Origin of the sequence: Janthinobacterium sp. NFX145, assembly GCF_049810325.1 — a bacterium.
GTDB lineage: Bacteria > Pseudomonadota > Gammaproteobacteria > Burkholderiales > Burkholderiaceae_D > Janthinobacterium > Janthinobacterium rivuli.
Window position 1 is genome coordinate 3122019 of record NZ_CP187360.1, and the last position, 18450, is coordinate 3140468.

Annotated in this window: 17 protein-coding genes; 11 read left to right on the plus strand and 6 right to left on the minus strand. The window is 64.3% G+C overall.

The annotated features are described in order from the left end of the window. The first annotated feature begins 97 nt into the window (after positions 1–97). Positions 98–523, plus strand: coding sequence for a Fur family transcriptional regulator (locus tag ACPJXG_RS14065; protein ID WP_099401920.1), 426 nt, complete (start codon positions 98–100; stop codon positions 521–523). 6 nt (positions 524–529) lie between these two features. Here the strand turns inward: ACPJXG_RS14065 and ACPJXG_RS14070 are convergent, their stop codons facing one another. The 4 genes from ACPJXG_RS14070 to zigA are packed head-to-tail and all read right to left on the minus strand — an operon-like array spanning position 530 to position 4137. Continuing rightward, positions 530–1048 (minus strand): GNAT family N-acetyltransferase, encoded by a 519-nt coding sequence (locus tag ACPJXG_RS14070; RefSeq protein WP_278315869.1) that lies wholly within the window; start codon positions 1046–1048, stop codon positions 530–532. 44 nt (positions 1049–1092) lie between these two features. After that, positions 1093–1881 (minus strand): hypothetical protein, encoded by a 789-nt coding sequence (locus tag ACPJXG_RS14075; protein WP_402718230.1) that lies wholly within the window; start codon positions 1879–1881, stop codon positions 1093–1095. Further along, complete coding sequence (locus ACPJXG_RS14080; RefSeq protein WP_425254632.1) at positions 1878–2891, minus strand: CobW family GTP-binding protein; 1014 nt, start codon at positions 2889–2891, stop codon at positions 1878–1880. The genes ACPJXG_RS14075 and ACPJXG_RS14080 overlap by 4 nt, the downstream gene beginning before the upstream one ends. Before the next feature lie 19 nt (positions 2892–2910). Continuing rightward, a complete protein-coding gene (gene zigA / locus ACPJXG_RS14085) occupies positions 2911–4137 on the minus strand; it encodes a zinc metallochaperone GTPase ZigA (protein ID WP_425254633.1) in 1227 nt (408 codons plus the stop codon). A 150-nt stretch (positions 4138–4287) separates the two neighbouring features. On the opposite strand from zigA, the gene ACPJXG_RS14090 reads away from it, so the two are divergent. From ACPJXG_RS14090 to ACPJXG_RS14120, 7 genes are all read left to right on the plus strand, one after another. Continuing rightward, positions 4288–4950, plus strand: coding sequence for an ABC transporter ATP-binding protein (locus tag ACPJXG_RS14090; RefSeq protein WP_425254634.1), 663 nt, complete (start codon positions 4288–4290; stop codon positions 4948–4950). Beyond that, positions 4947–6125: an FtsX-like permease family protein gene (locus tag ACPJXG_RS14095; RefSeq protein WP_425254635.1), complete on the plus strand. Its 1179-nt coding sequence runs from the start codon at positions 4947–4949 to the stop codon at positions 6123–6125. Before ACPJXG_RS14090 ends, ACPJXG_RS14095 begins: the two co-directional genes overlap by 4 nt. Before the next feature lie 10 nt (positions 6126–6135). After that, positions 6136–6603: a DUF3299 domain-containing protein gene (locus ACPJXG_RS14100; protein WP_425254636.1), complete on the plus strand. Its 468-nt coding sequence runs from the start codon at positions 6136–6138 to the stop codon at positions 6601–6603. After that, positions 6600–7058, plus strand: coding sequence for a TlpA family protein disulfide reductase (locus ACPJXG_RS14105; RefSeq protein WP_425254638.1), 459 nt, complete (start codon positions 6600–6602; stop codon positions 7056–7058). The genes ACPJXG_RS14100 and ACPJXG_RS14105 overlap by 4 nt, the downstream gene beginning before the upstream one ends. Before the next feature lie 83 nt (positions 7059–7141). Continuing rightward, the gene (locus ACPJXG_RS14110; protein ID WP_425254639.1) at positions 7142–9244 is read left to right on the plus strand and encodes a bifunctional 2',3'-cyclic-nucleotide 2'-phosphodiesterase/3'-nucleotidase; all 2103 of its coding nucleotides are present in this window, start codon (positions 7142–7144) and stop codon (positions 9242–9244) included. Between the two features lie 56 nt (positions 9245–9300). After that, positions 9301–10005 (plus strand): tetratricopeptide repeat protein, encoded by a 705-nt coding sequence (locus tag ACPJXG_RS14115; RefSeq protein WP_425254640.1) that lies wholly within the window; start codon positions 9301–9303, stop codon positions 10003–10005. Between the two features lie 282 nt (positions 10006–10287). Continuing rightward, on the plus strand, positions 10288–11724 hold the full coding sequence (locus ACPJXG_RS14120) for a catalase (protein ID WP_425254641.1): 1437 nt from the start codon (positions 10288–10290) through the stop codon (positions 11722–11724). A 94-nt stretch (positions 11725–11818) separates the two neighbouring features. On the opposite strand, the gene ACPJXG_RS14125 is transcribed toward ACPJXG_RS14120, so the two are convergent. Beyond that, positions 11819–12151, minus strand: a complete 333-nt coding sequence (locus tag ACPJXG_RS14125; protein ID WP_176390553.1) for a hypothetical protein — start codon at positions 12149–12151, stop codon at positions 11819–11821. A gap of 159 nt (positions 12152–12310) precedes the next feature. After that, positions 12311–13489, minus strand: coding sequence for a hypothetical protein (locus ACPJXG_RS14130; protein ID WP_425254642.1), 1179 nt, complete (start codon positions 13487–13489; stop codon positions 12311–12313). A 284-nt stretch (positions 13490–13773) separates the two neighbouring features. Between ACPJXG_RS14130 and ACPJXG_RS14135 the strand changes: the two genes are divergently transcribed. From ACPJXG_RS14135 to ACPJXG_RS14145, 3 genes are read left to right on the plus strand one after another with little or no spacing between them, the layout of a single operon-like run. Further along, positions 13774–15738, plus strand: coding sequence for a prkA protein (locus tag ACPJXG_RS14135; protein WP_051958515.1), 1965 nt, complete (start codon positions 13774–13776; stop codon positions 15736–15738). Between the two features lie 2 nt (positions 15739–15740). After that, the gene (locus ACPJXG_RS14140; protein ID WP_425254643.1) at positions 15741–16931 is read left to right on the plus strand and encodes a DUF444 family protein; all 1191 of its coding nucleotides are present in this window, start codon (positions 15741–15743) and stop codon (positions 16929–16931) included. Next, on the plus strand, positions 16928–18439 hold the full coding sequence (locus ACPJXG_RS14145; RefSeq protein ID WP_425254644.1) for a SpoVR family protein: 1512 nt from the start codon (positions 16928–16930) through the stop codon (positions 18437–18439). The genes ACPJXG_RS14140 and ACPJXG_RS14145 overlap by 4 nt, the downstream gene beginning before the upstream one ends. Positions 18440–18450 lie beyond the last annotated feature (11 nt).

An 18450-nucleotide genomic window follows, 5' to 3' on the forward strand; every position in this document is an offset into this window, starting at 1 on the left:
TCCATCGGGAGCGGCACGCATGCTAAGATACGGCCCAGAGGGTGGCAACGGGCACGGCGATGACGCCGCCAGCCGATCCCCCGCAAGCAGGCCTATCATGTTGACAACATCTTCTACACCGCAAGCCGAATCGCTGATCCGCAACACCAACGCCCGCGTCACCAAGACGCGCGTGAAGGTGCTCGACTTTTTAATGGCGCAAAGCCGTTCGCTGACCCACCATGAAATCCAGCAGGCGCTGTCGCAGGACAGCGACATCGATTCCGTCACCCTGTACCGGGTGCTGGAATGGCTGACGGAAAATGAACTGGTGCACCGCATCGCGGGCGCCGACCAGGTGTGGCGCTTCAGCGCGGGCGCCGGCCACCAGGCGCACGAGCACGCGCATTTCCAGTGCACCAAATGCGCGAACGTCACCTGCTTCAATGAAGTCAAGCTGCCGCCGCCCGTGCTCTTGCCGGAAGGCTTCAGCGGCGGCGAGGTCGATTACCTGATCAAGGGCCTGTGCCCGCGCTGCAAATAGCGGGGGTTACCTGAGCAGCAAGGCCAGGTGATGCTCGTCATAAAATAGCTCGCCCACGCGCATCGAGCGCGGCTCCGTGCCATACGCGATAAATCCCAGCGATTCATACAGGCGCAAGGCGGCATTGTTTTCCGCATTCACGCTCAAATGCACTTGCATGACGGCAGGGTCCGTCTCGGCCTGTTCGATGCAGGCGTTCACGAGGCGCCGCGCCACGCCCTTGCCCCGCTGCGTCACATCGACGAACACGCCCCACAGCAAGGCCTTGTGCGACAGTTGCCGCATGGATTCGCGCCGCAAGCCGGCAAAGCCGACCAGGCGTTCGCCATCGAAGGCACCGAAAGCCCTGTGCAGCGGGCCGCCGGCGATGCGCTGCGCATGTTCTTCCGGCGTGCGCGCCAGCTCATCCTCGCGCGACGAGGAAAACGAGCTGGGCGAATCAAGGATGGCGCGCAGGCGCAGCGCGCAAAAGGCGGTGGTGTCGGCTGGCGTCAGCAGGCGAATGACGATCTCGGGTGCGGGCATGGTGGAATCCGGCAGTTTTTTTCCATTATACCCACGCCACTGCCTCAGGCACGCACGCGGCGCAAACCCAGCAAGGTCCAGCCGTACAGGGCCGCCATCAGCAATACCATGGCCGCGCCCAGCGCCGCCGTCCAGCTTTCCGGCAGCGACCATGCGGAGTCAAACTTGCCTGCCGCCATATAGGTCGCCATGGCCACGCAGACGGCGACGATGGGCCAGCCCAGGCGGCGCCGGAAGGCGCGCACGATATCCGCCTGCCCCGTGCGCATGACCTTTGCCGTGACCCAGCCATCGAAGGTATCCGTCACGCCCATGCCGACGGCAAACACCAGGCCCGTCAGCAAGGCTGGCTGCATGCCGCCCAGCGCAACGGCCGCGTAGCCCCAGGCGGCCGCCTGCAGGGCCGTGTCGAACACCAGCGCGAACAGCATGCCGACGAGGATGGCGGCCAGCGGCCCCGATGCGCCCCGCAGCGACCGTGGCAACAGCCGTCCGCGCACCTCGGCCAGTTGCGCCCCGGCCAGCAAGCTGCGCGCATTCATGCCAGCGATCAACAGCAGCAAGGCGATGGGCAGCCATTCCAGCCAGCCGAACACGGCTTCAGACGGTGTAAATTGCTGCGACGCCACGGCGGCCAAGGCCACGATGGCCAGCACGGTAACGCCATGGCCCAGCGCAAACAGCGCCCCCATCCACGGCGCCCAGCGCGGCGCTGCGGCCTGGCTGCGCAAGGTCAAGCCATCGACGGCGGCCAGGTGGTCGGGTTCCAGGCCATGTCGCATGCCAAGCAGAAAGATCAGCGCCAGGGCGGGCAAGCCCGCTTCCACGCTCATGCGGCCACCTCGACGGGGCTGTCCGCCGTGGCCAGCGCGACCACGCAACGGTCCAGGCCCCGGATCAGCATATCCTGCGGCAAGTCGCGGCCGATAAAAATGATCTTGCTGGCGCGCGTCTCGCCATCGCGCCACGGCGCGCCGAGTTCCGAGCCCATCAGCATATGCACGCCCTGGAAGACGGCGCGGCATGGCAGGTCGGCAACATACAAAATGCCCTTGTAGCGCATCAGCTGGGCACCGAACAGCTGCACCACGGCATCAAGAAAATTTTCCACCTGCAGCAGATTCAGGGGCTGGGACTGGTGGTAGACGAACGATTGCACGCCGTCGCCATGGCGGTGGCCCAGTTCCCCCAGGAAATCCGGCTCCAGCTCGACGATGGCGTTCAAATTGAAACCGCGAATGTTCAGGATGTCGCGCAGCGGCACATTGCCAAAGCTGACTTTCTGTATGCTGGCACGGCCATTGATGGCGACCAAGCGCTGGCGCAGCGCGGCCAGTTCGTCCTTGCTGACCAGGTCCGTCTTCGACAGCAGGATGCGGTCGGCAAAGCCGACTTGCTCCTGGGCTTCCTTGTGCGCCGTCAATTGCTGCTGCGCGTGGCGCGCGTCGACCACCGTCAAAATCGCGTCGAGCATGTAAAACTCGCTGATGGAGGGCTCGGCAAAGAAGGTTTGCGCCACGGGACCAGGCGCGGCCAGACCCGTCGTTTCGATGATCACGTGGTCGAACGCGATGGTTCCGGCTTGACGCTTGGCGTGCAATTCGCCCAGGATGCGGATCAGGTCGCCGCGCACGCTGCAACAGATGCAACCATTGTTCATTTCCACGATCTGCTCGTCGCTGTCCTGCACCAGCAAGCCATGGTCGATGCTTTCGGCGGCGAATTCGTTTTCGATCACGGCGATGCGCATGCCGTGATCGCCCTGCAATATGCGCTTGAGCATGGTGGTTTTCCCGCTGCCGAGAAAACCCGTGATGATGGTGACGGGGATCAGTTCTGTCATAGTGCTTTCCTGTTGATGGTTAATCTTCGAGTTCTTCCATGCGCTGCCATTGGGGAAATGGGTCGGGCAGCTTGCGCCAGGCGGCCATGCCCTGGCGCGTTTCCGTGTAGTTGAGTTGACATTTCTTCAAGTCCGCCTCGATGGCGGCCTGGTCCATGTCCTGGCCGATGAAGACGAGCTCCTGGTAGCGGTCGCCATACGTTTCGCTCCAGCCCGCTTTAACTTCCGCCAGCGAGGCCGCATCCGTAGGCCAGCGCTCCTTCGGCACGGACGCCCACCACAGGCCCACGGGTTCGATATTCATCAGCTTGCCCGCGCCGGACAGGCTGGCCACCCATTCGGGACGGCTGGCCAGCCAGAAATATCCCTTGCTGCGCACCACGCCCTTGATCGGCTGGGCAATGTAGTCATGCAGACGCTGCGCGTGGAACGGCTCTTTCGACCGGTACACAAAACTGCTGATGCCATACGTGTCCGTTTCCGGCGTGTGGGTGCCGGCCAGCTCCTGCGCCCAGCCCGGCATGCTGGCCGCCTGCTCCAGGTCGAACAAGTTCGTGCCCAGGATGGCGTCCAGCGGCACGACGGACTGGTTGGTTTCGATAATGCGGGCGCCGGGATTGAGGGCTTTGATGACGGCCAGCACGCGCAGGCGCTCGGCCGCATCGACCATGTCGACCTTGTTGAGGACGATGACATTGGCAAACTCGATCTGTTCCGTCAGCAAGTTGGCCAGCTGGCGGTCGTCACCCTCGCCCGCGATCTCACCGCGCTGCTCCAGGCTGTCTTCGCTATGGAAATCGGCCAGCAGGTTGGCGCAGTCGACGACTGTGACCATGCAGTCGATGCGCGCCACGTCGTTCAGGCTGTCGCCGTGATCGTCTTCGAAGTCGAAGGTGGCGGCCACGGGCATCGGCTCGCCCACGCCCGTCGATTCGATCAGCAAATAATCGAAGCGGTCTTCCGCAGCCAGGCGCCGCACTTCCAGCAACAGATCGTCGCGCAGCGTGCAGCAGATGCAGCCGTTCGACATTTCCACCAGTTTTTCTTCCGTGCGCGACAGGGCCGCACCGGCCGCTTCCGCGCTGTCTTTCACCAGCGAGGCGTCGATATTGACTTCGCTCATGTCGTTGACGATGACGGCCACCCGCTTGCCTTCGCGGTTGCGCAAGATGTGGTTGAGCAAGGTGGTCTTGCCGGCGCCGAGAAAGCCGGACAGGACTGTGACGGGGAGTTTGCGCTGGGTCATGGGTATCTTTCAGAGGGCGTTGATTAAGGGAGACTAAGGGAGGCAATGGATGCTGGCATTTTAAATGCAAGTCGATTGCGTTTGAATTATAATGCAGCTCAGTTGCATTTGTGCGGCAATCTTTGCCAGCCAGCCACCCGAAAGAACTCCATGCTCCACCTCGCCTCCCTGACCTATGGCTACGATCCCGCCAGCCCGGTGCTCGATATCGCCGCCTTTCACTTGCCCGCCGGGCGCCACGCGCTGCTGCTTGGGCCATCCGGCTCCGGCAAATCGACCTTGCTGCATTTGCTGGCCGGCATCCTGGCGCCCCAGGCGGGCCGCCTCGACGTCGCGGGCACGTCCCTGCCCAGCCTCACGCCGCGCCAGCGCGACAACTGGCGCGGCCGCGCCATCGGCTTGTTGCCCCAGCAACTGGCATTGGTGCCCAGCTTGAACGTGCTCGATAATGTCTTGCTGCCCGCCTATGCCATCGGCCAGCGGCCCGATCCCGCCCGCGCGGCCAGCCTGCTGGGCCAGCTGGGCCTGGCCAACAAGCTCGATGCCTATCCGCACGCCCTGAGCGGCGGCGAACGGCAGCGGGCCGCCATCGCGCGCGCCGTCGTCATGCGACCGCGGCTGATCCTGGCCGACGAGCCGACGGACAACCTCGACGACGACGCCTGCGCCGCCGTCGTCAACCTGATGGCTAGCCAGGCTGAACAAGTTGGCGCCTCGCTGGTGATCGCCAGCCACGACGCCAGGGTGCTGGCCGCCTTGCCCGATGCGCTCGTGTTGCGCCTGCCCCGCTCCAGCTCCAGAGTGGCGACATGAACGCGGCCACCCTGGCCTGGCGCGCCCTGCGCCACAAGCCGCTGGCGTCCAGCCTGAATCTGCTGCTGGTCGCCATCGGCATCGCCATGATGACCTTCATCCTTGCCGTCTCCAGCCAGCTGGAAGAGCACGCCGAACGCGATGCCCAGGGCATCGACCTGGTGGTGGGCGCGAAAGGTTCGCCCTTGCAATTGATTTTGTCATCCGTGTATCACGCCGATATTCCGACCGGTAACATTCCCGACACGGCACTGGCGGCGCTGTCCGCGCAGCCGCTGGTGCAATCCGCGATCCCGCTCGCGCTGGGCGACAACTTCCACGGTTACCGCATCGTCGGCAGCACCAAGGCGCTGCTGGATCACTATGGCGCGCACCTGGCGCAAGGCAAACTGTTCACGCAGCCAATGCAAGCCGTGTTCGGCGCCCAAGCGGCCCGCGAAACGGGCGCGACTCTGGGCGCCAGCTTTGCCGGCTCGCACGGCCTGGCGGCGGGCGGAGAATTGCACGACCACGCGCCCTACACGGTAGCGGGCATCCTGGCGCCCACGGGCACGGTGCTCGATCGCCTGATCCTCACGCCCGTCGCTTCCGTGTGGCGAGTGCATGAAACGGATCCCGATGAACACCCCAGCAGCGCGCCGGAGCGCGAACTGACGGCCGTGCTGGTGCAGTACGCTTCGCCCCTGGCCGCGCTCAGCCTGCCGCGCTGGGTCAATGGCCAGCCGCGCCTGCAGGCGGCGCAGCCCGCCTTCGAGGCGGCACGGCTGTTCAATCTAGTTGGCGTGGGTATCGATGTGCTGCGGGCGATCGCCGCCGGCGTGCTGCTGGTGGCGGCCCTGTCGCTGTTCGTGGCCCTGTATGGCGCGCTGGAAGAGCGCAAGACTGACCTGGCCATCCTGCGCACCCTGGGCGCCTCGCCCGCCAAACTGCTGCGCTTGCTGCTGGCGCAAGGCTTGCTGCTGTCATTGACGGGCGCGGCGCTGGGCTGGCTGCTGGGCCATGCCGGTGTCGGCTTGCTGGAATCGATGCAGCAACTGAATCTGCAAGCGTGGCGTATCGCGCCCGGTGAAGCGTGGTTGCCCGTGACTGCCGCAGCGGTGGGTTTGCTGGCCGCCGCCATTCCCGCCGCGCGCGCCTACCGCACCGATATCGCCGCCACCCTGGCGCGCCCCTGAAAGGAAATACATGTTGAAAATCATGGTGTTGACTGTCTGCCTGCTGCCGGCCGGCCTCGCCGCAGCGGCCCCCGTCGACGAACCACCGTCGTTCTTCGCCCCCTTGACGGACTTGCCCGGCGTCGTATCGTGGAAACTGCTGGGCCAGGCCACCACGGTCAAGGCGAAAAAGGGCCGCATGGTGCCGAAATACACGCCGGAAATCAGCGCGCTCGACAATACGGAGGTGAAAGTGCAAGGCTTCATGATGCCCTTGGAACCGGGGCAAAAGCAGAAACACTTCCTGCTGACCATTACCTCGGCCAGCTGCGCCTTTTGCCTGCCTGCCGGCCCGGAAGGCGTGGTGGAGATCAAGAGCAAGACGCCCGTAAAGTTCAGCTATGCGCCCTTTATCGTGCAAGGCAAGCTGAAAGTGCTGGCCAGCGACCCCATGGGCCTGTATTACCGCATGACGGATGCGGCCGTGGTGCCGCAATGACACGCTGGCCAGCGCTGCTGCTGATGGCCACGGCATGCCATGCAAACGCCGCGCCGCTCTCCTTTGACTTGCCCCGCCTCGATGGCGATGGCAGGCTGGATCTCGGCCAGCTCCCAGGGCAACCTGTGGTGCTGAACTTCTGGGCCAGCAACTGCCTGCCGTGCATCCGGGAGTTGCCGATTTTCAATGCCCACGCCGCCAGCGAGCCCGGCTTGACCTTTATCGGCATCGCCATCGACACGCGGGCGGCCGCGCAAGCGTTCCTGCGGCAGCACCCGGCCAGCTATCCGCAGGCCTTGGCCTCACCCGCCTTGCTGCCCATCTTTGGCAATCAAATCAAGGGCTTGCCGTACACAGTGATTCTGACTTCTCAACATCAAATCTGTACCCGGCGCCTGGGCGCCATCGATGCGGCCTGGCTAGCCAAGGCCGTGGCCGCCTGCGCGCGCCCCTGAATCCATGCGCCCCGCACGGCTGTCATCGCCGCGTCATATGGCGGCGTTACAGTCGCGTCCTTTGAATCTCTCCGAGAGCGGTAATGAAAACAAATTGGGTCATGCTGGCGGCGCTGGCAAGTGCAGGTCTCGTCGGTTGCAACGGCAGTTCGAATACCCCGGCGGCGCCGGCCATTCCCGAAGGCACGACGGTCACGGTGGCATTGCTGGAAACCACCGATATCCACTCGAACGTCTTGAGTTATAACTACTATGCGCTGGCCGAAGACACGAGCCTGGGGCTGGAGCGCACGTCGACCCTGATCCAGGCGGCGCGCACGGAAAATCCGAACAACGTGCTGCTCGACGATGGCGACGTCATCCAGGGCACCCTGCTGGCCGACCTGCAGGCCGTGGCCGCGCCCGTTCCGTGCAGCGGCACGCTGGCCGTGCACAAGGCCATGAACGCGCTGAAATACGATGCGGGCGGCATGGGCAACCACGAATTCAACTACGGCTTGCCATACCTGAGCCAGATCACCAACACGGATTTCGGCATACCCGGCGTGGCCAAGCCGACGGGTACGTGCGGCGCGCCCGCCTTCCCTTCCGTGCTGAGCAATGTCGTCGGCGTGTCCAGCGGCAAGCCGATTTTCCAGCCCTATACCCTGCTCCCGCGCGATTTTACCGCCACGGCGCCCGATGGCAGCAAGCTGACCGTGAAAATCAATGTGGGCGTGCTGAGCTTTGTGCCGCCGCAAATCCTCGAATGGGACCAGAAAGTGCTCGCTGGCAAGGTCAGTGTGACGGGCGTGCAGGAAGCGGCGAAACAATACGTGCCGGAATTGCGCAGCAAGGGCGCCGACCTCGTCGTGGCCCTGTCGCACGGCGGCCTCGATACCACTCCCTACAGCCCGAAGATGGAAAACGGCAGCTATCACTTGACCAGCACGGGCATTGACGCGCTGATGATCGGCCACTCACACTTGATCTTCCCGAAAGGCAAGGAAGAAGGCGCGGCCGCGCTGGACGCCTCGTTCGCGGCCTTCCCCGCCAGCGCCAAGATCGATGCCGAGAACGGCTTTGTCAACGGCGTGCCCACCGTCATGGCGCAAAGCTGGGGCCGCCGCCTGGGCATCATCAAGCTGACGATGGCCTATCAGGGCAGCAAATGGGTGGTGCAGCCGGCCAAGACGACGGTGGAATCGCGCGGCTTCAAGTATACGGATGGCAAGACCCTCGTGAACGCCGACCCCGCCATCGCGCCGCTGGTGGCCACCGAGCACGCGGCTACCATCGCCTATGCCAAGCAGCCGCTGGGCATCAGCACGGATTTCGAGATGTCCGCCTATTTTGCGCTGGTGGGCGACGTGAGCGCCATCCAACTGGTGAACCAGGCGCAGCTTGATTACGTGAAAAACTTCATCGCCACCAGCACGGACGCGACCTTGTCCAGCTACAAGAACATCCCCGTCATCTCGTGCAGCGCGCCGTTCAAGGCAGGCCGCAACGGACCATCGGACTTCACGGACGTGGCCTCGGGCGCGACGCCTGCCGCACCGGTTGGCTTGCAGGTGCGCAATCCGGGCGACCTGTATTTATATAGCAATAACAACCTGCAAGCCGTGAAAATCAAGGGATCTGACTTGAAGGCCTGGCTGGAAACGTCGGCCAAGCAATTCAACCAGATCGACCCGGCCAGCAGCGCCGAGCAAGACCTGGTGCCGTCGTATGCCACGATCTATAACTACGACGTGTTTTATGCGGAAAACAATGCGCTGACGTACCAGATCGATGTGACGAAAAAGCTGGGCAGCCGCATCGTCAATCTCACGTACAAGGGCGCGCCAGTGGCCGACGGCGATGACTTCATCGTCGCCACCAACGACTACCGCGCCGGCGGCGGCGGCGCCGTGCCTGGCATCGATGGCAGCAAAACCATCATCAAGTCGCCCGATGCGAACCAGGCCGTGGTCAGCAACTACCTGGCGTCGCTCAGCACCAAAGGCGGCAAGGTGACCCTGGCGGCGAATGGCAGCGCGCGTAGCTGGAGCTTCGTCAAGACGGCCACGGCCGGCCCCGTGATCCTGCGCTCGGCGCCGGGCCATCTGGCGCTGGCGCAAGGCAGCGGCATCGCCAACGTGGCGGCCGAAGGCGGCCTCGATGCCAGCGGCTTCGCCAAGTACCGCATCGACCTGAGCAAATAAGGTCCATGGGCCGGGGCTGCGGCAGTTCCGGCCTGTCTTGATGAAAGCTGATCAATATGAAACATGCACTCTCCCTGCCCGCCATCGTGCTGGCCACTGTGCTGGCCACTGCCCTGTCCGCCTGCCAGTCGTCGCCACCACCCACGGCGGCCGAAATCGAAGCCGTCGCCATGCATGCGCGCCAGGCGGGCGACCAGCAGGCCGAGCGCAAGGTACGCGGCTGGGCCAGCAAGGACATGCCCGTCGCCGAGCGCGAACTGGCGCTGATTTACCAGCCCCGTCCCGAACGCCGCGCCGAGGCCTTGAGCCTGTTCGAGCAGGCGGCCCGCGCGGGTGACACGGAAGCCGCCTTCGAACTGGGCCAGATGCTGCGCGCCGCCACGCCGGCCCAGGCCTGGCTGTGGTACCGGCAAGCGGCGCAGCAAGGCCATGCGAAGGCGGCCCTGATGCTGGGCCTGCTGGCGGCGAATGGCGAAGGCGTGCCGCAAGATCCCGTGATCGCCGCGCACTGGCTGGACAAGTCGAGCGAACTGGGCAATCCACACGCCATGTTCCTGCTCTACAACGCCTACCGCGAAGGCCGCGGCGTGCCGCGCGACCTGGCCAAGGGCCACGAGCTGCTGGAAGAAGCGGCCCACCACGAATACCCGCCCGCCCTCCAGGAACTGGCCATGACGGTGCAAGCCGACGACGCCCTGCGCGCCGGCCACCTGATGAAGGAAGCGACGGAGCACCGGCACAATAACTGGAACAAGTTTTAGAAACTGGGCAAAAGGCCAGTGGCGCGATCAAGACCTGCCTTTATATACTTGCAACTTGCAAGCGTGCGGGAGCGGCACGCATTGAGCGCTTATGATGCAAGTACGCCGCCTGAGCTTGCTCGGGCGGCGTGGCAAGCCATCCCGCACAAAAAAGTTTACACTGGTTTGCATTTTAGAAATTTTACTCTGGACCAGCCCCGGTGAGTGTTCATTCAACCCAGCCAGTGTTTGAGTAGCGCCGGTGCGTCCATTGCTCTGCCTAGCCATGAAAGAAAGAGTCCAATGAAAAAGCTGACCACCGCCTTTGGCGCGCCTGTTGTCGACAACCAGAACATCCAGACGGCCGGTCCACGCGGCCCCGCCCTGCTGCAAGATGTGTGGTTCCTGGAAAAGCTGGCCCACTTCGACCGCGAAGTCATTCCCGAGCGCCGCATGCATGCCAAGGGTTCCGGCGCGCACGGCACGTTTACCGTCACGCACGACATCACGCGCTACACGCGGGCGAAAATCTTTGGCGAAGTGGGCAAGAAAACGCCGATGTTCGCGCGCTTTTCCACGGTGGCCGGCGAACGGGGCGCGGCGGATGCGGAACGCGATATCCGCGGCTTCGCCCTGAAGTTCTACACGGAAGAAGGCAACTGGGATCTGGTCGGCAACAATACGCCCGTGTTTTTCATGCGCGACCCGCTAAAATTTCCCGATCTGAATCACGCCATCAAGCGCGATCCACGCACGGGCTTGCGCAGCGCCAACAGCAACTGGGATTTCTGGACCTCGCTGCCCGAAGCCCTGCACCAGGTGACGGTGGTGATGAGCGACCGTGGCTTGCCGCGCAGCTTCCGCCACATGCACGGCTTCGGCAGCCACACTTTCAGCTTCCTGAATGCGCAAAACGAGCGTTTCTGGGTCAAGTTCACCTTGAAAACCCAGCAAGGCATTCAAAACCTGACGGACCAGGAAGCCGAGGAACTGGTCGGCAAGGACCGCGAAAGCTCGCACCGCGACCTGTACGAAAGCATCGAAAACAAGGATTTCCCCCGCTGGACCCTGTACGTGCAGATCATGCCGGAAAAAGAGGCAGGCACGTATCACCTGAACCCCTTCGACCTGTCGAAAGTTTGGCCGCACGGCGACTATCCGCTGATCGAAGTGGGCGTGCTGGAACTGAACCGCAATGCCGACAACCACTTCGCCGAAGTGGAACAGGCAGCCTTCAACCCTGCCAACGTGGTGCCCGGCATCAGCTTTTCGCCGGACAAGATGCTGCAAGGCCGGCTGTTTTCGTATGGCGACGCGCAGCGCTACCGCCTCGGCGTCAACCACAGCCATATCCCCGTCAACGCGCCGAAGTGCCCGTTCCACAGCTACCACCGCGACGGCCAGATGCGGGTCGACGGCAACATGGGCGGCACCCTGGGCTATGAACCGAACAGCGAGCAGGAATGGGCCGAGCAACCGGACTTCCGCGAGCCGCCGCTGAGCATCGAAGGCGCGGCCGACCACTGGAACCACCGGGTCGACGAGGATTACTATTCGCAGCCGCGCGCCCTGTTCCGCCTGATGACCGCGACGCAGCAGCAAGCCTTGTTCGACAACACGGCGCGCGCCATCTCGGGCGCGTCGGAACAAGTCAAGCAACGCCACATCGGCAACTGCACCCTGTGCGACCCCGCCTATGGCGCGGGCGTGGCCGAAGCGATCGGCCGCCTGAGCAAATAAGGCAGGCTACAGGACTGCATGGAAGGCCTGGCAACAGGTCTTCCATCGCAACGCAACGCTCCGCCGCGGCAAGGTGTCCAGGCCCGCTTGCTGCCTACCAGCGCTGGATATCGATCTGGCCCGTGATGCTCGTTTCCACCGGATAACCTTCGACCTGCGAAGGCACGCGCCGCTTGACGGACGAGTCGCGCAGGTACACGACGAGCGCTTCCTTGCCCACGGCCGTTTGCCCCACGCTGACGCCTTCCACGCCATCGATGGCCATCAGCGCCCGCTCGTTGCGGCGCTTTGCCGCTTCCAGGCGGCCCTGGGGCGCGGCAGGGGCGTACTGCCCCATGCCCTGTCCAGGGGTCTCATCCGGCAAATACGGCATGGCGGCGTCCTCGAAGACGGCATATGGCGATTGTGCGAATTTACTGTTTGACATGACAGACCCTCCTGATGCCTTCCATGATACACCCGCCCATCCGGCGTTGCAGCACGCTTCGCCAGCCCGAACCAGGCGTGGCGGCGTCCCTTGCCCAAGATCATCATCGTGCAAAAAGTGGCGTTATGCAAGGCGCCTCGCCTGGTCGTAAAAGCGTGCTCAGGTGTACAAATTGATGTCGAGCGCCACCACCACGCGCCGCATCTGGTTGGCAAAGGTGATGTTATTACCGCCCGCAAACAGCAGACCGACGGGATTGCGCTGCTGGTTCCAGGTCCAGATGGACGAGCCGGAGTCGCCGCCCGCGCTGAACGCCCCGCTCACGCCCGTGATGGCGATCTGGTCCTGGAACAGCGCGATCCTGCCGCCGCCGTAATTGACGTTGATGGTGGCGCCCAGGCCCGTGATGCGGCCCTGCGTCAACTGCGTCGTGCGGCCGGACTTGCCAACCATCATGCCCAGCGCGGGCGCCACCAGCGCATTGCTGATGCGAAAGTAGGCGGGCACCCCGCCGCTCAGGTAGACCAGTTCGGGGCGCACCCTGTCTGGCCAGGCCCAGCCGGTGGCGCAATCGACAAAATTGACGCCGCCGCTGAAATTGATGGGCACGAAGCGCTCAAGCACGGCCACCTGGTCTTGCGGGCAGCGGCCGCCGTCGATGGGGCCAGGCTGCACGATGCAGTCGTTGAACACGCCGCCATTGGAATTGGCCAGCACGTGGTTATTGCTAAGTATCATCAAGCGGCTGTTGCGCGGCGCGCTGCGCCCCACGGCCAGGCAGCCGATGGTGCCTGCCGTGATGCGGAAATGCCCGACAGACACGCCGCCCGGCGCCGGACGCAGGCGGAAACGGTGCGGTTGCGCATCGATCACGCCCGTGACGACGATGTTGACGGGCACGCTGTCGCTGGCCACGGCGCGCACGCCCATGGCTCCCACGATGGCGGCCTTGGCGCGGTCGACGGAAGTGGGCTCGGCCACGTACAGGGTCAGGGCCGGCAAGCCTGGCTCGCCGGACGAGCTGTCGCTGGCGCCCTCGCCCAGGCCGATGGACACACCCTGGATATTGCCGCCGTCACTGAAGGCGTCGGCCGCGCGCACGCCGGCCGCCTGGGAAATGGACTGGCGCATGCCGTCTTCGATGCTGCGCTTGATTTCCAGCAATTCCATGCTGACGCCGCTCAAGGCGTCGGGCACGTCCGAGACGGACGCGCTCTCGATCGTATTGTCGTCTTCGCCGGGGGCGGAAAATTGCCCGACGGCCTCTTCATCATCCGCGCTTTGCCCCCTGCCGCTGCCGCCAGGCGGGGCGCTGAAACCATTCTCGTTACCTACCATGATGTTCTCCTCGTTGGTCATTTCGAAGCACCAGTGTGGGCGGGCTGCGCCGGCCGGTATTGATCTGGATTGAACCGCGCCGACACATGGCCGCCCTTCCTGCAGGGGCGAGCGAGGATCAAAATAGTTCCGTCGTCAGGGTTGAGCGAGATCAGGCGTGCGGCCAGAGGCTGCGCCGTATACTTGACTGACAGGCTGGAACCGGGCCTGCTCCACGGCTGCTCCACGGCAGCAACGGTATGGATGGGGAAACAATGACGAGCCCTGGTATGACACGCCAAAACATGACACGCCAAGACGACGCGCCCGCGGGCGAGCAAGCAGGCCAGCATGCCGGTTTTATGCACGGCATGGCGGCCTGGGCGGAAAAACATCGCATCAGCCCCTGGCGCGGCAGTTTCGCCGACTTCATCGAGCAGATCCTGCCCGGCCGCGCCGCCCTGCTGACGCGCAGCGCGCACCAGTATCTGTGGGACATGATGCGCTGGAACGGCCAGACGGACGACGCCGGACGTTTCCGCTGCCGCCTGTTCGACGACGAGCTGTTCGGCATCGACGAGGCGATCGACCGGGTTGCCGCCTATTTCAAGGCGGCGGCTGCCGGCTCCGAGGTGGGCCGGCGCATGCTGCTGTTGCTGGGACCGCCATCGGGCGGCAAGTCGACCATGGTAATCCTGCTCAAGCGGGGGCTGGAAGAATACAGCCACAGCAGCGAAGGCGCGCTGTACGGCATCGCCGGCTGTCCCGTGCACGAGTCGCCGCTGCATCTGGTGCCGCACAGCATGCGCGCCGACTTTCGCGCCAGCTATGATGCCGAGCTGCACGGCGAATTGTGTCCACACTGCCGCGCCCGCCTGGAAGAACAGTATGCGGGCGACTTCCTGCGCATGCCCGTCGAGCGCATCCACCTGTCCGAGGCGGGCCGGTGCGGCATCGGCACGTATGCGCCGCACGATCCCACCACGGCCGACCTGGCCGACCTGGTCGGCTCCGTCGACCTGTCGAAAGTGGCGCAGTACGGCGACGAAGGCGACCCGCGCGCCTGGTCGTGGTCGGGCGCCGTGTATGCGGCCAGCCGCGGCATGCTGGAAATGATCGAGATCCTCAAGGTCAAGCGGGAATTTCTCTACCTGCTGCTGACCCTGACACAGGAAAAGAATGTCAAGGTCTCGCGCTTTCCCCTGATTTACCTCGACGAAACCATCCTCGCGCACACGAACCTGGCCGAATTTCGCAAATTTCTGCAAGAAAGCGAAAACGAGGCGCTGCTCGACCGCATGGTCATCGTGCAAGTGCCCTATACCCTCAACTACCGCGAGGAAGCGCGCATTTACCGCAAGCTGATCCTGGCGGCCGCGCCCGCCTTCCGCGACGTGCACCTCGATCCGCACGTATTGCATGCGGCGGCCGTGTTTGCCATCCTCAGCCGTCTGCCCGAAGGCGACGACAAGGAAGCAGAACTGGTCAAGAAACTGCGCGTGTACGCCAATGAAGACGTGGACGACTTGCAGCCGGCCGACCTCCGCCGCATGCGCGAACGCGACAAATCGCCCGATGAGGGCCTGTCGGGCGTATCTCCCCGTTTCGTCATCAATGCCCTGTCGCACGCCATCATTTCCGCCCAGCGCAACAGCCTGTCGACCATGGACGTGCTGCTGGCCCTGAAGGACGGCATAGAAAACGATGCCCGCATCGAGCCCCGGCGCAAGCGCCAGTGGGTCGATTACCTGGTGCTCACACGCAAGGATTTTTATAACCGCTGGGTCAAGGCCGACGTGCACAAGGCCCTGTTCGTGTCGTTCGAACAGGAAGCGCAAGACTTGCTGAACAAATATCTCGATGAAGTCGAAGCCATGCTCGACAACCGCCAGATCCGCGATCCCATCACCAGCGAAGAACGCCGGCCAGACGAGCGTTTCCTGCGCGCCGTGGAAGAAAAAATCCACATCAGCGACTCGGGCAAGCAATCTTTCCGGCAAGAAGTGGTGCGCAAGGCCATGAGCGCCTTCAAGCGGGGCGAAGCGTTTGGCCTGGGTAGCCATGCGCAATTGCACGACGCCATCCAGCAATATCTGTTCGAACAGCGGCGCGACGTGCTGCGCCTGGTCGGCTCGGCCAAGCGCCCCGACGACGACGTGCGGGCCAGAATCTCCGCCGTCGAGCAGCGCCTGGTCGACGAATACGGCTATGACGCCCATAGCGCGCGCGAAGCGCTCAACTACGTGACCACCTTGCTGGCGCAGGAATAGCCATGTCCGCCACGACCTCGCCCGCTTCCGCCGCGCCGGCCCTGGCGCGGCCCTGGTACGGGCTGTTCTCGCGCGGCGCGCGCGACTGGCTGCGCCACAATCAGAAAGTGCGCGACGCCGTGCAGGCGCACTTGCCCGAGCTGATCGCCACACCGGACCTGATCGGCGGGCCGCAGCAGCGCACGGTGCAAGTGCCCATGCACCTGCTCGAACATGCGCGTTTCCGCCTGGCGCCCGCGCGCAACAGCGTGGGCGCGGGCCAGGGCGACGGCCAGCCCGGCGATATCCTGCGCGCCCCCCATCCCGCCACCACGGGCGGGGCGGGAACGCAGGGCGAAGGCGGTGATGGCGAGGGAGCGGTGCGCCTGCTGCTCGAGTTTCCCATCGACGACATACTCGACTGGCTATGGGACGCCTTCGAGTTGCCGCACCTCCAACCCCGCCACTTGGGCGCCATCGACGACGTGCGGCTCGTGCGTAGCGGCCTAGACCGCCATGGCGCTCGTTCGCGCCTGGACCGGCGGCGCACCGTCAAGGAAGCGATCAAGCGGCGCGCCTTGCAAGCCCAACCCGTGCCATTCACCAATGAAGACTTGCGCTACCGCCAAGTGCTGCAACAGCCCCGGCCCAGCGCGAATGCCGTCGTGTTTTTCGTGCTGGACGTGTCGGCCAGCATGGGGCAGGCCGAACGAAAGCTGGCCAAATCCTTCTTTTTCTTTGCCTTGCAAGGCTTGCGCCGCAGGTATGCGCGCGTGGAAACGCGCTTTATCGCCCATACGACGCGCGCCTGGGAATTTTCCGAAGCCGAGTTCTTCCAGGTCAACGGCATGGGCGGCACCATGGCTTCCACCGCCTTCCGCCTGAGCCGCGAACTGCTGCAGGAACACTACGCGCCGGGCCGCTACAACGCCTACCTGTTCTATGCCTCCGATGGCGAGAATTTCAGCGAAGACCGCGGTCCGGCCAGCCTGGCCCTCGGTGAACTGGCCGCCTTGCTCAACTATATGGGCTATGTGGAAACCGTGCCCGGTGTGCCGCGCAGCCTGGAAACGGAAATGCACGGCCTGTTTGCCGAGCAGGAACGGCGCGGCTTGCCCTTGCACAGCAGCATCCTCAGCAGGAATGACGATATCTGGGCGGCCATCCGCACCTTTTTCCAGCACGAGGCGGCCGATGCGGAGGAAACGCCATGACGCAGGCTGACACTGCCGGCCTGGACGGCTATGCGGCGCGCATCGAAGCGCTGGCGCGGGAACTGGGGCTGGAGTTTGCCCCCGTCGAGTTCGAACTGGTGCCGGACAGCTTCATGGCCGAGATCGCCATCTATGGATTGCCCGTGCGCATGCGTCACTGGTCATTCGGCGTGCGCTACATCCACCAGCTCGTGCATCAAAAGATGGGCAACTCGCATATGTTCGAAGTCATGTTTCCCGGCGACCCTTGCCATGCCTACATGGCCGAGCACAATTGCGTGGCGGAAAACACCCTTGTCACGGCCCACGTGCTGGGCCACGCCGATTTCGCCAGCCGCAACACCCTGTTCCTGCGTTTTGGCGCCATGGCGGGCCAGCGCATTCTGGAACAGAGCGCGGCGCGGGCGCAACGTCTGGAAATGGCACTGCAACGCCACGGGCAAGAGCAGGTGGAAGCCGTGCTCGACGCGGCACTGGCGCTGGAGCAGCACGTGGATATCCATGCCGAGCTGCACCGCCCGCCCTACTCCGTTCCATCCGCACCATCCGCGCGATCCGGGCCGCCGGGCGTGGCCGGCATGCAAGACGCGGCCGGCACAGACGATCCTTTTACGCAACGCTACCGGCGCCTGCCCGGTGAAGCGGCCGCGCTGGCGGCGCACGAGGCCGCACGGGCACGCGTGACGCAACGCCCTCTCCTGCCGCCGCAGCCCGAATACGATTTACTGTGGTTCATCGCGCAATATGGGCCGGAGCTGGCTGACTGGGAGCGCGACATTTTTCTGGCCGTGCGCGAAGAGTCGTTTTACTTCTATCCCGTGTACGCCTGCCAGATCATGAACGAAGGCTGGGCCTCGTACTGGCACGCGCGGCTGCTGCGCGAAGCCGACTTCCTGCCGCCGGCCCTGTATCTGTCCGCCATCAAGTCGCACTCTGACGTGGTGCGCCCCTACGCGGGCGAGCACCAGCAAGCGCTGGCCGTCAACCCCTATCACCTGGGCTTTTGCATGTGGGAACACATCATCGAGCGCGAAGGACTGGCCCGGGCACGCCAGATTTGCCGCGACGACGATGACTGCAGCTTCATACGCAACTATCTGGACGATGCACTGGCCGACCGGCTGGGCCTGTTCGTGCATGAAAGTCGCCGCGACGGCGAAACGCGCCTGGCCAGCCGCGACTTGCGGACCATCCGCGAAGCCATCCTGGCGCCCAAATACAACTATGGCGCGCCGTGCATCGCCGTCACCCTGCTCAACGACGACGGCAGCCTGGTGCTGCGCCACGATCACCAGCGCGATGGGCGCGGCCTCGACCTGGAGCGGGCGGAACAGGTACTGGCGTACATCGCCCGCATCTGGCGCCGCCCCGTCACCCTGCATACGGCCGATTTTCGGGGCACGCCGCGGGTTCTGCGCAGCAAGAGCGAGGGCATACCGGAACCGCCCGCGCCGGCAGCGTCATCAACAACGTCAACAACGCCGACAGCGCCGCCCGTGCAATATTGAACGCTCAAGCA

Bases quoted from the DNA above. Each gene is read 5' to 3' on its own strand.
- ACPJXG_RS14110 (WP_425254639.1), top strand. From the start codon at position 7,142: ATGAAAACAAATTGGGTCATGCTGGCGGCGCTGGCAAGTGCAGGTCTC.
- ACPJXG_RS14145 (WP_425254644.1), top strand. From the start codon at position 16,928: ATGACGCAGGCTGACACTGCCGGCCTGGACGGCTATGCGGCGCGCATC.
- ACPJXG_RS14130 (WP_425254642.1), bottom strand. From the start codon at position 13,489: ATGGTAGGTAACGAGAATGGTTTCAGCGCCCCGCCTGGCGGCAGCGGC.
- ACPJXG_RS14075 (WP_402718230.1), bottom strand. From the start codon at position 1,881: ATGAGCGTGGAAGCGGGCTTGCCCGCCCTGGCGCTGATCTTTCTGCTT.
- ACPJXG_RS14140 (WP_425254643.1), top strand. From the start codon at position 15,741: ATGTCCGCCACGACCTCGCCCGCTTCCGCCGCGCCGGCCCTGGCGCGG.
- ACPJXG_RS14070 (WP_278315869.1), bottom strand. From the start codon at position 1,048: ATGCCCGCACCCGAGATCGTCATTCGCCTGCTGACGCCAGCCGACACC.
- ACPJXG_RS14090 (WP_425254634.1), top strand. From the start codon at position 4,288: ATGCTCCACCTCGCCTCCCTGACCTATGGCTACGATCCCGCCAGCCCG.
- ACPJXG_RS14115 (WP_425254640.1), top strand. From the start codon at position 9,301: ATGAAACATGCACTCTCCCTGCCCGCCATCGTGCTGGCCACTGTGCTG.
- ACPJXG_RS14125 (WP_176390553.1), bottom strand. From the start codon at position 12,151: ATGTCAAACAGTAAATTCGCACAATCGCCATATGCCGTCTTCGAGGAC.
- ACPJXG_RS14080 (WP_425254632.1), bottom strand. From the start codon at position 2,891: ATGACAGAACTGATCCCCGTCACCATCATCACGGGTTTTCTCGGCAGC.
- ACPJXG_RS14065 (WP_099401920.1), top strand. From the start codon at position 98: ATGTTGACAACATCTTCTACACCGCAAGCCGAATCGCTGATCCGCAAC.
- ACPJXG_RS14105 (WP_425254638.1), top strand. From the start codon at position 6,600: ATGACACGCTGGCCAGCGCTGCTGCTGATGGCCACGGCATGCCATGCA.
- ACPJXG_RS14100 (WP_425254636.1), top strand. From the start codon at position 6,136: ATGTTGAAAATCATGGTGTTGACTGTCTGCCTGCTGCCGGCCGGCCTC.
- ACPJXG_RS14095 (WP_425254635.1), top strand. From the start codon at position 4,947: ATGAACGCGGCCACCCTGGCCTGGCGCGCCCTGCGCCACAAGCCGCTG.
- ACPJXG_RS14135 (WP_051958515.1), top strand. From the start codon at position 13,774: ATGACACGCCAAGACGACGCGCCCGCGGGCGAGCAAGCAGGCCAGCAT.
- ACPJXG_RS14120 (WP_425254641.1), top strand. From the start codon at position 10,288: ATGAAAAAGCTGACCACCGCCTTTGGCGCGCCTGTTGTCGACAACCAG.
- zigA (WP_425254633.1), bottom strand. From the start codon at position 4,137: ATGACCCAGCGCAAACTCCCCGTCACAGTCCTGTCCGGCTTTCTCGGC.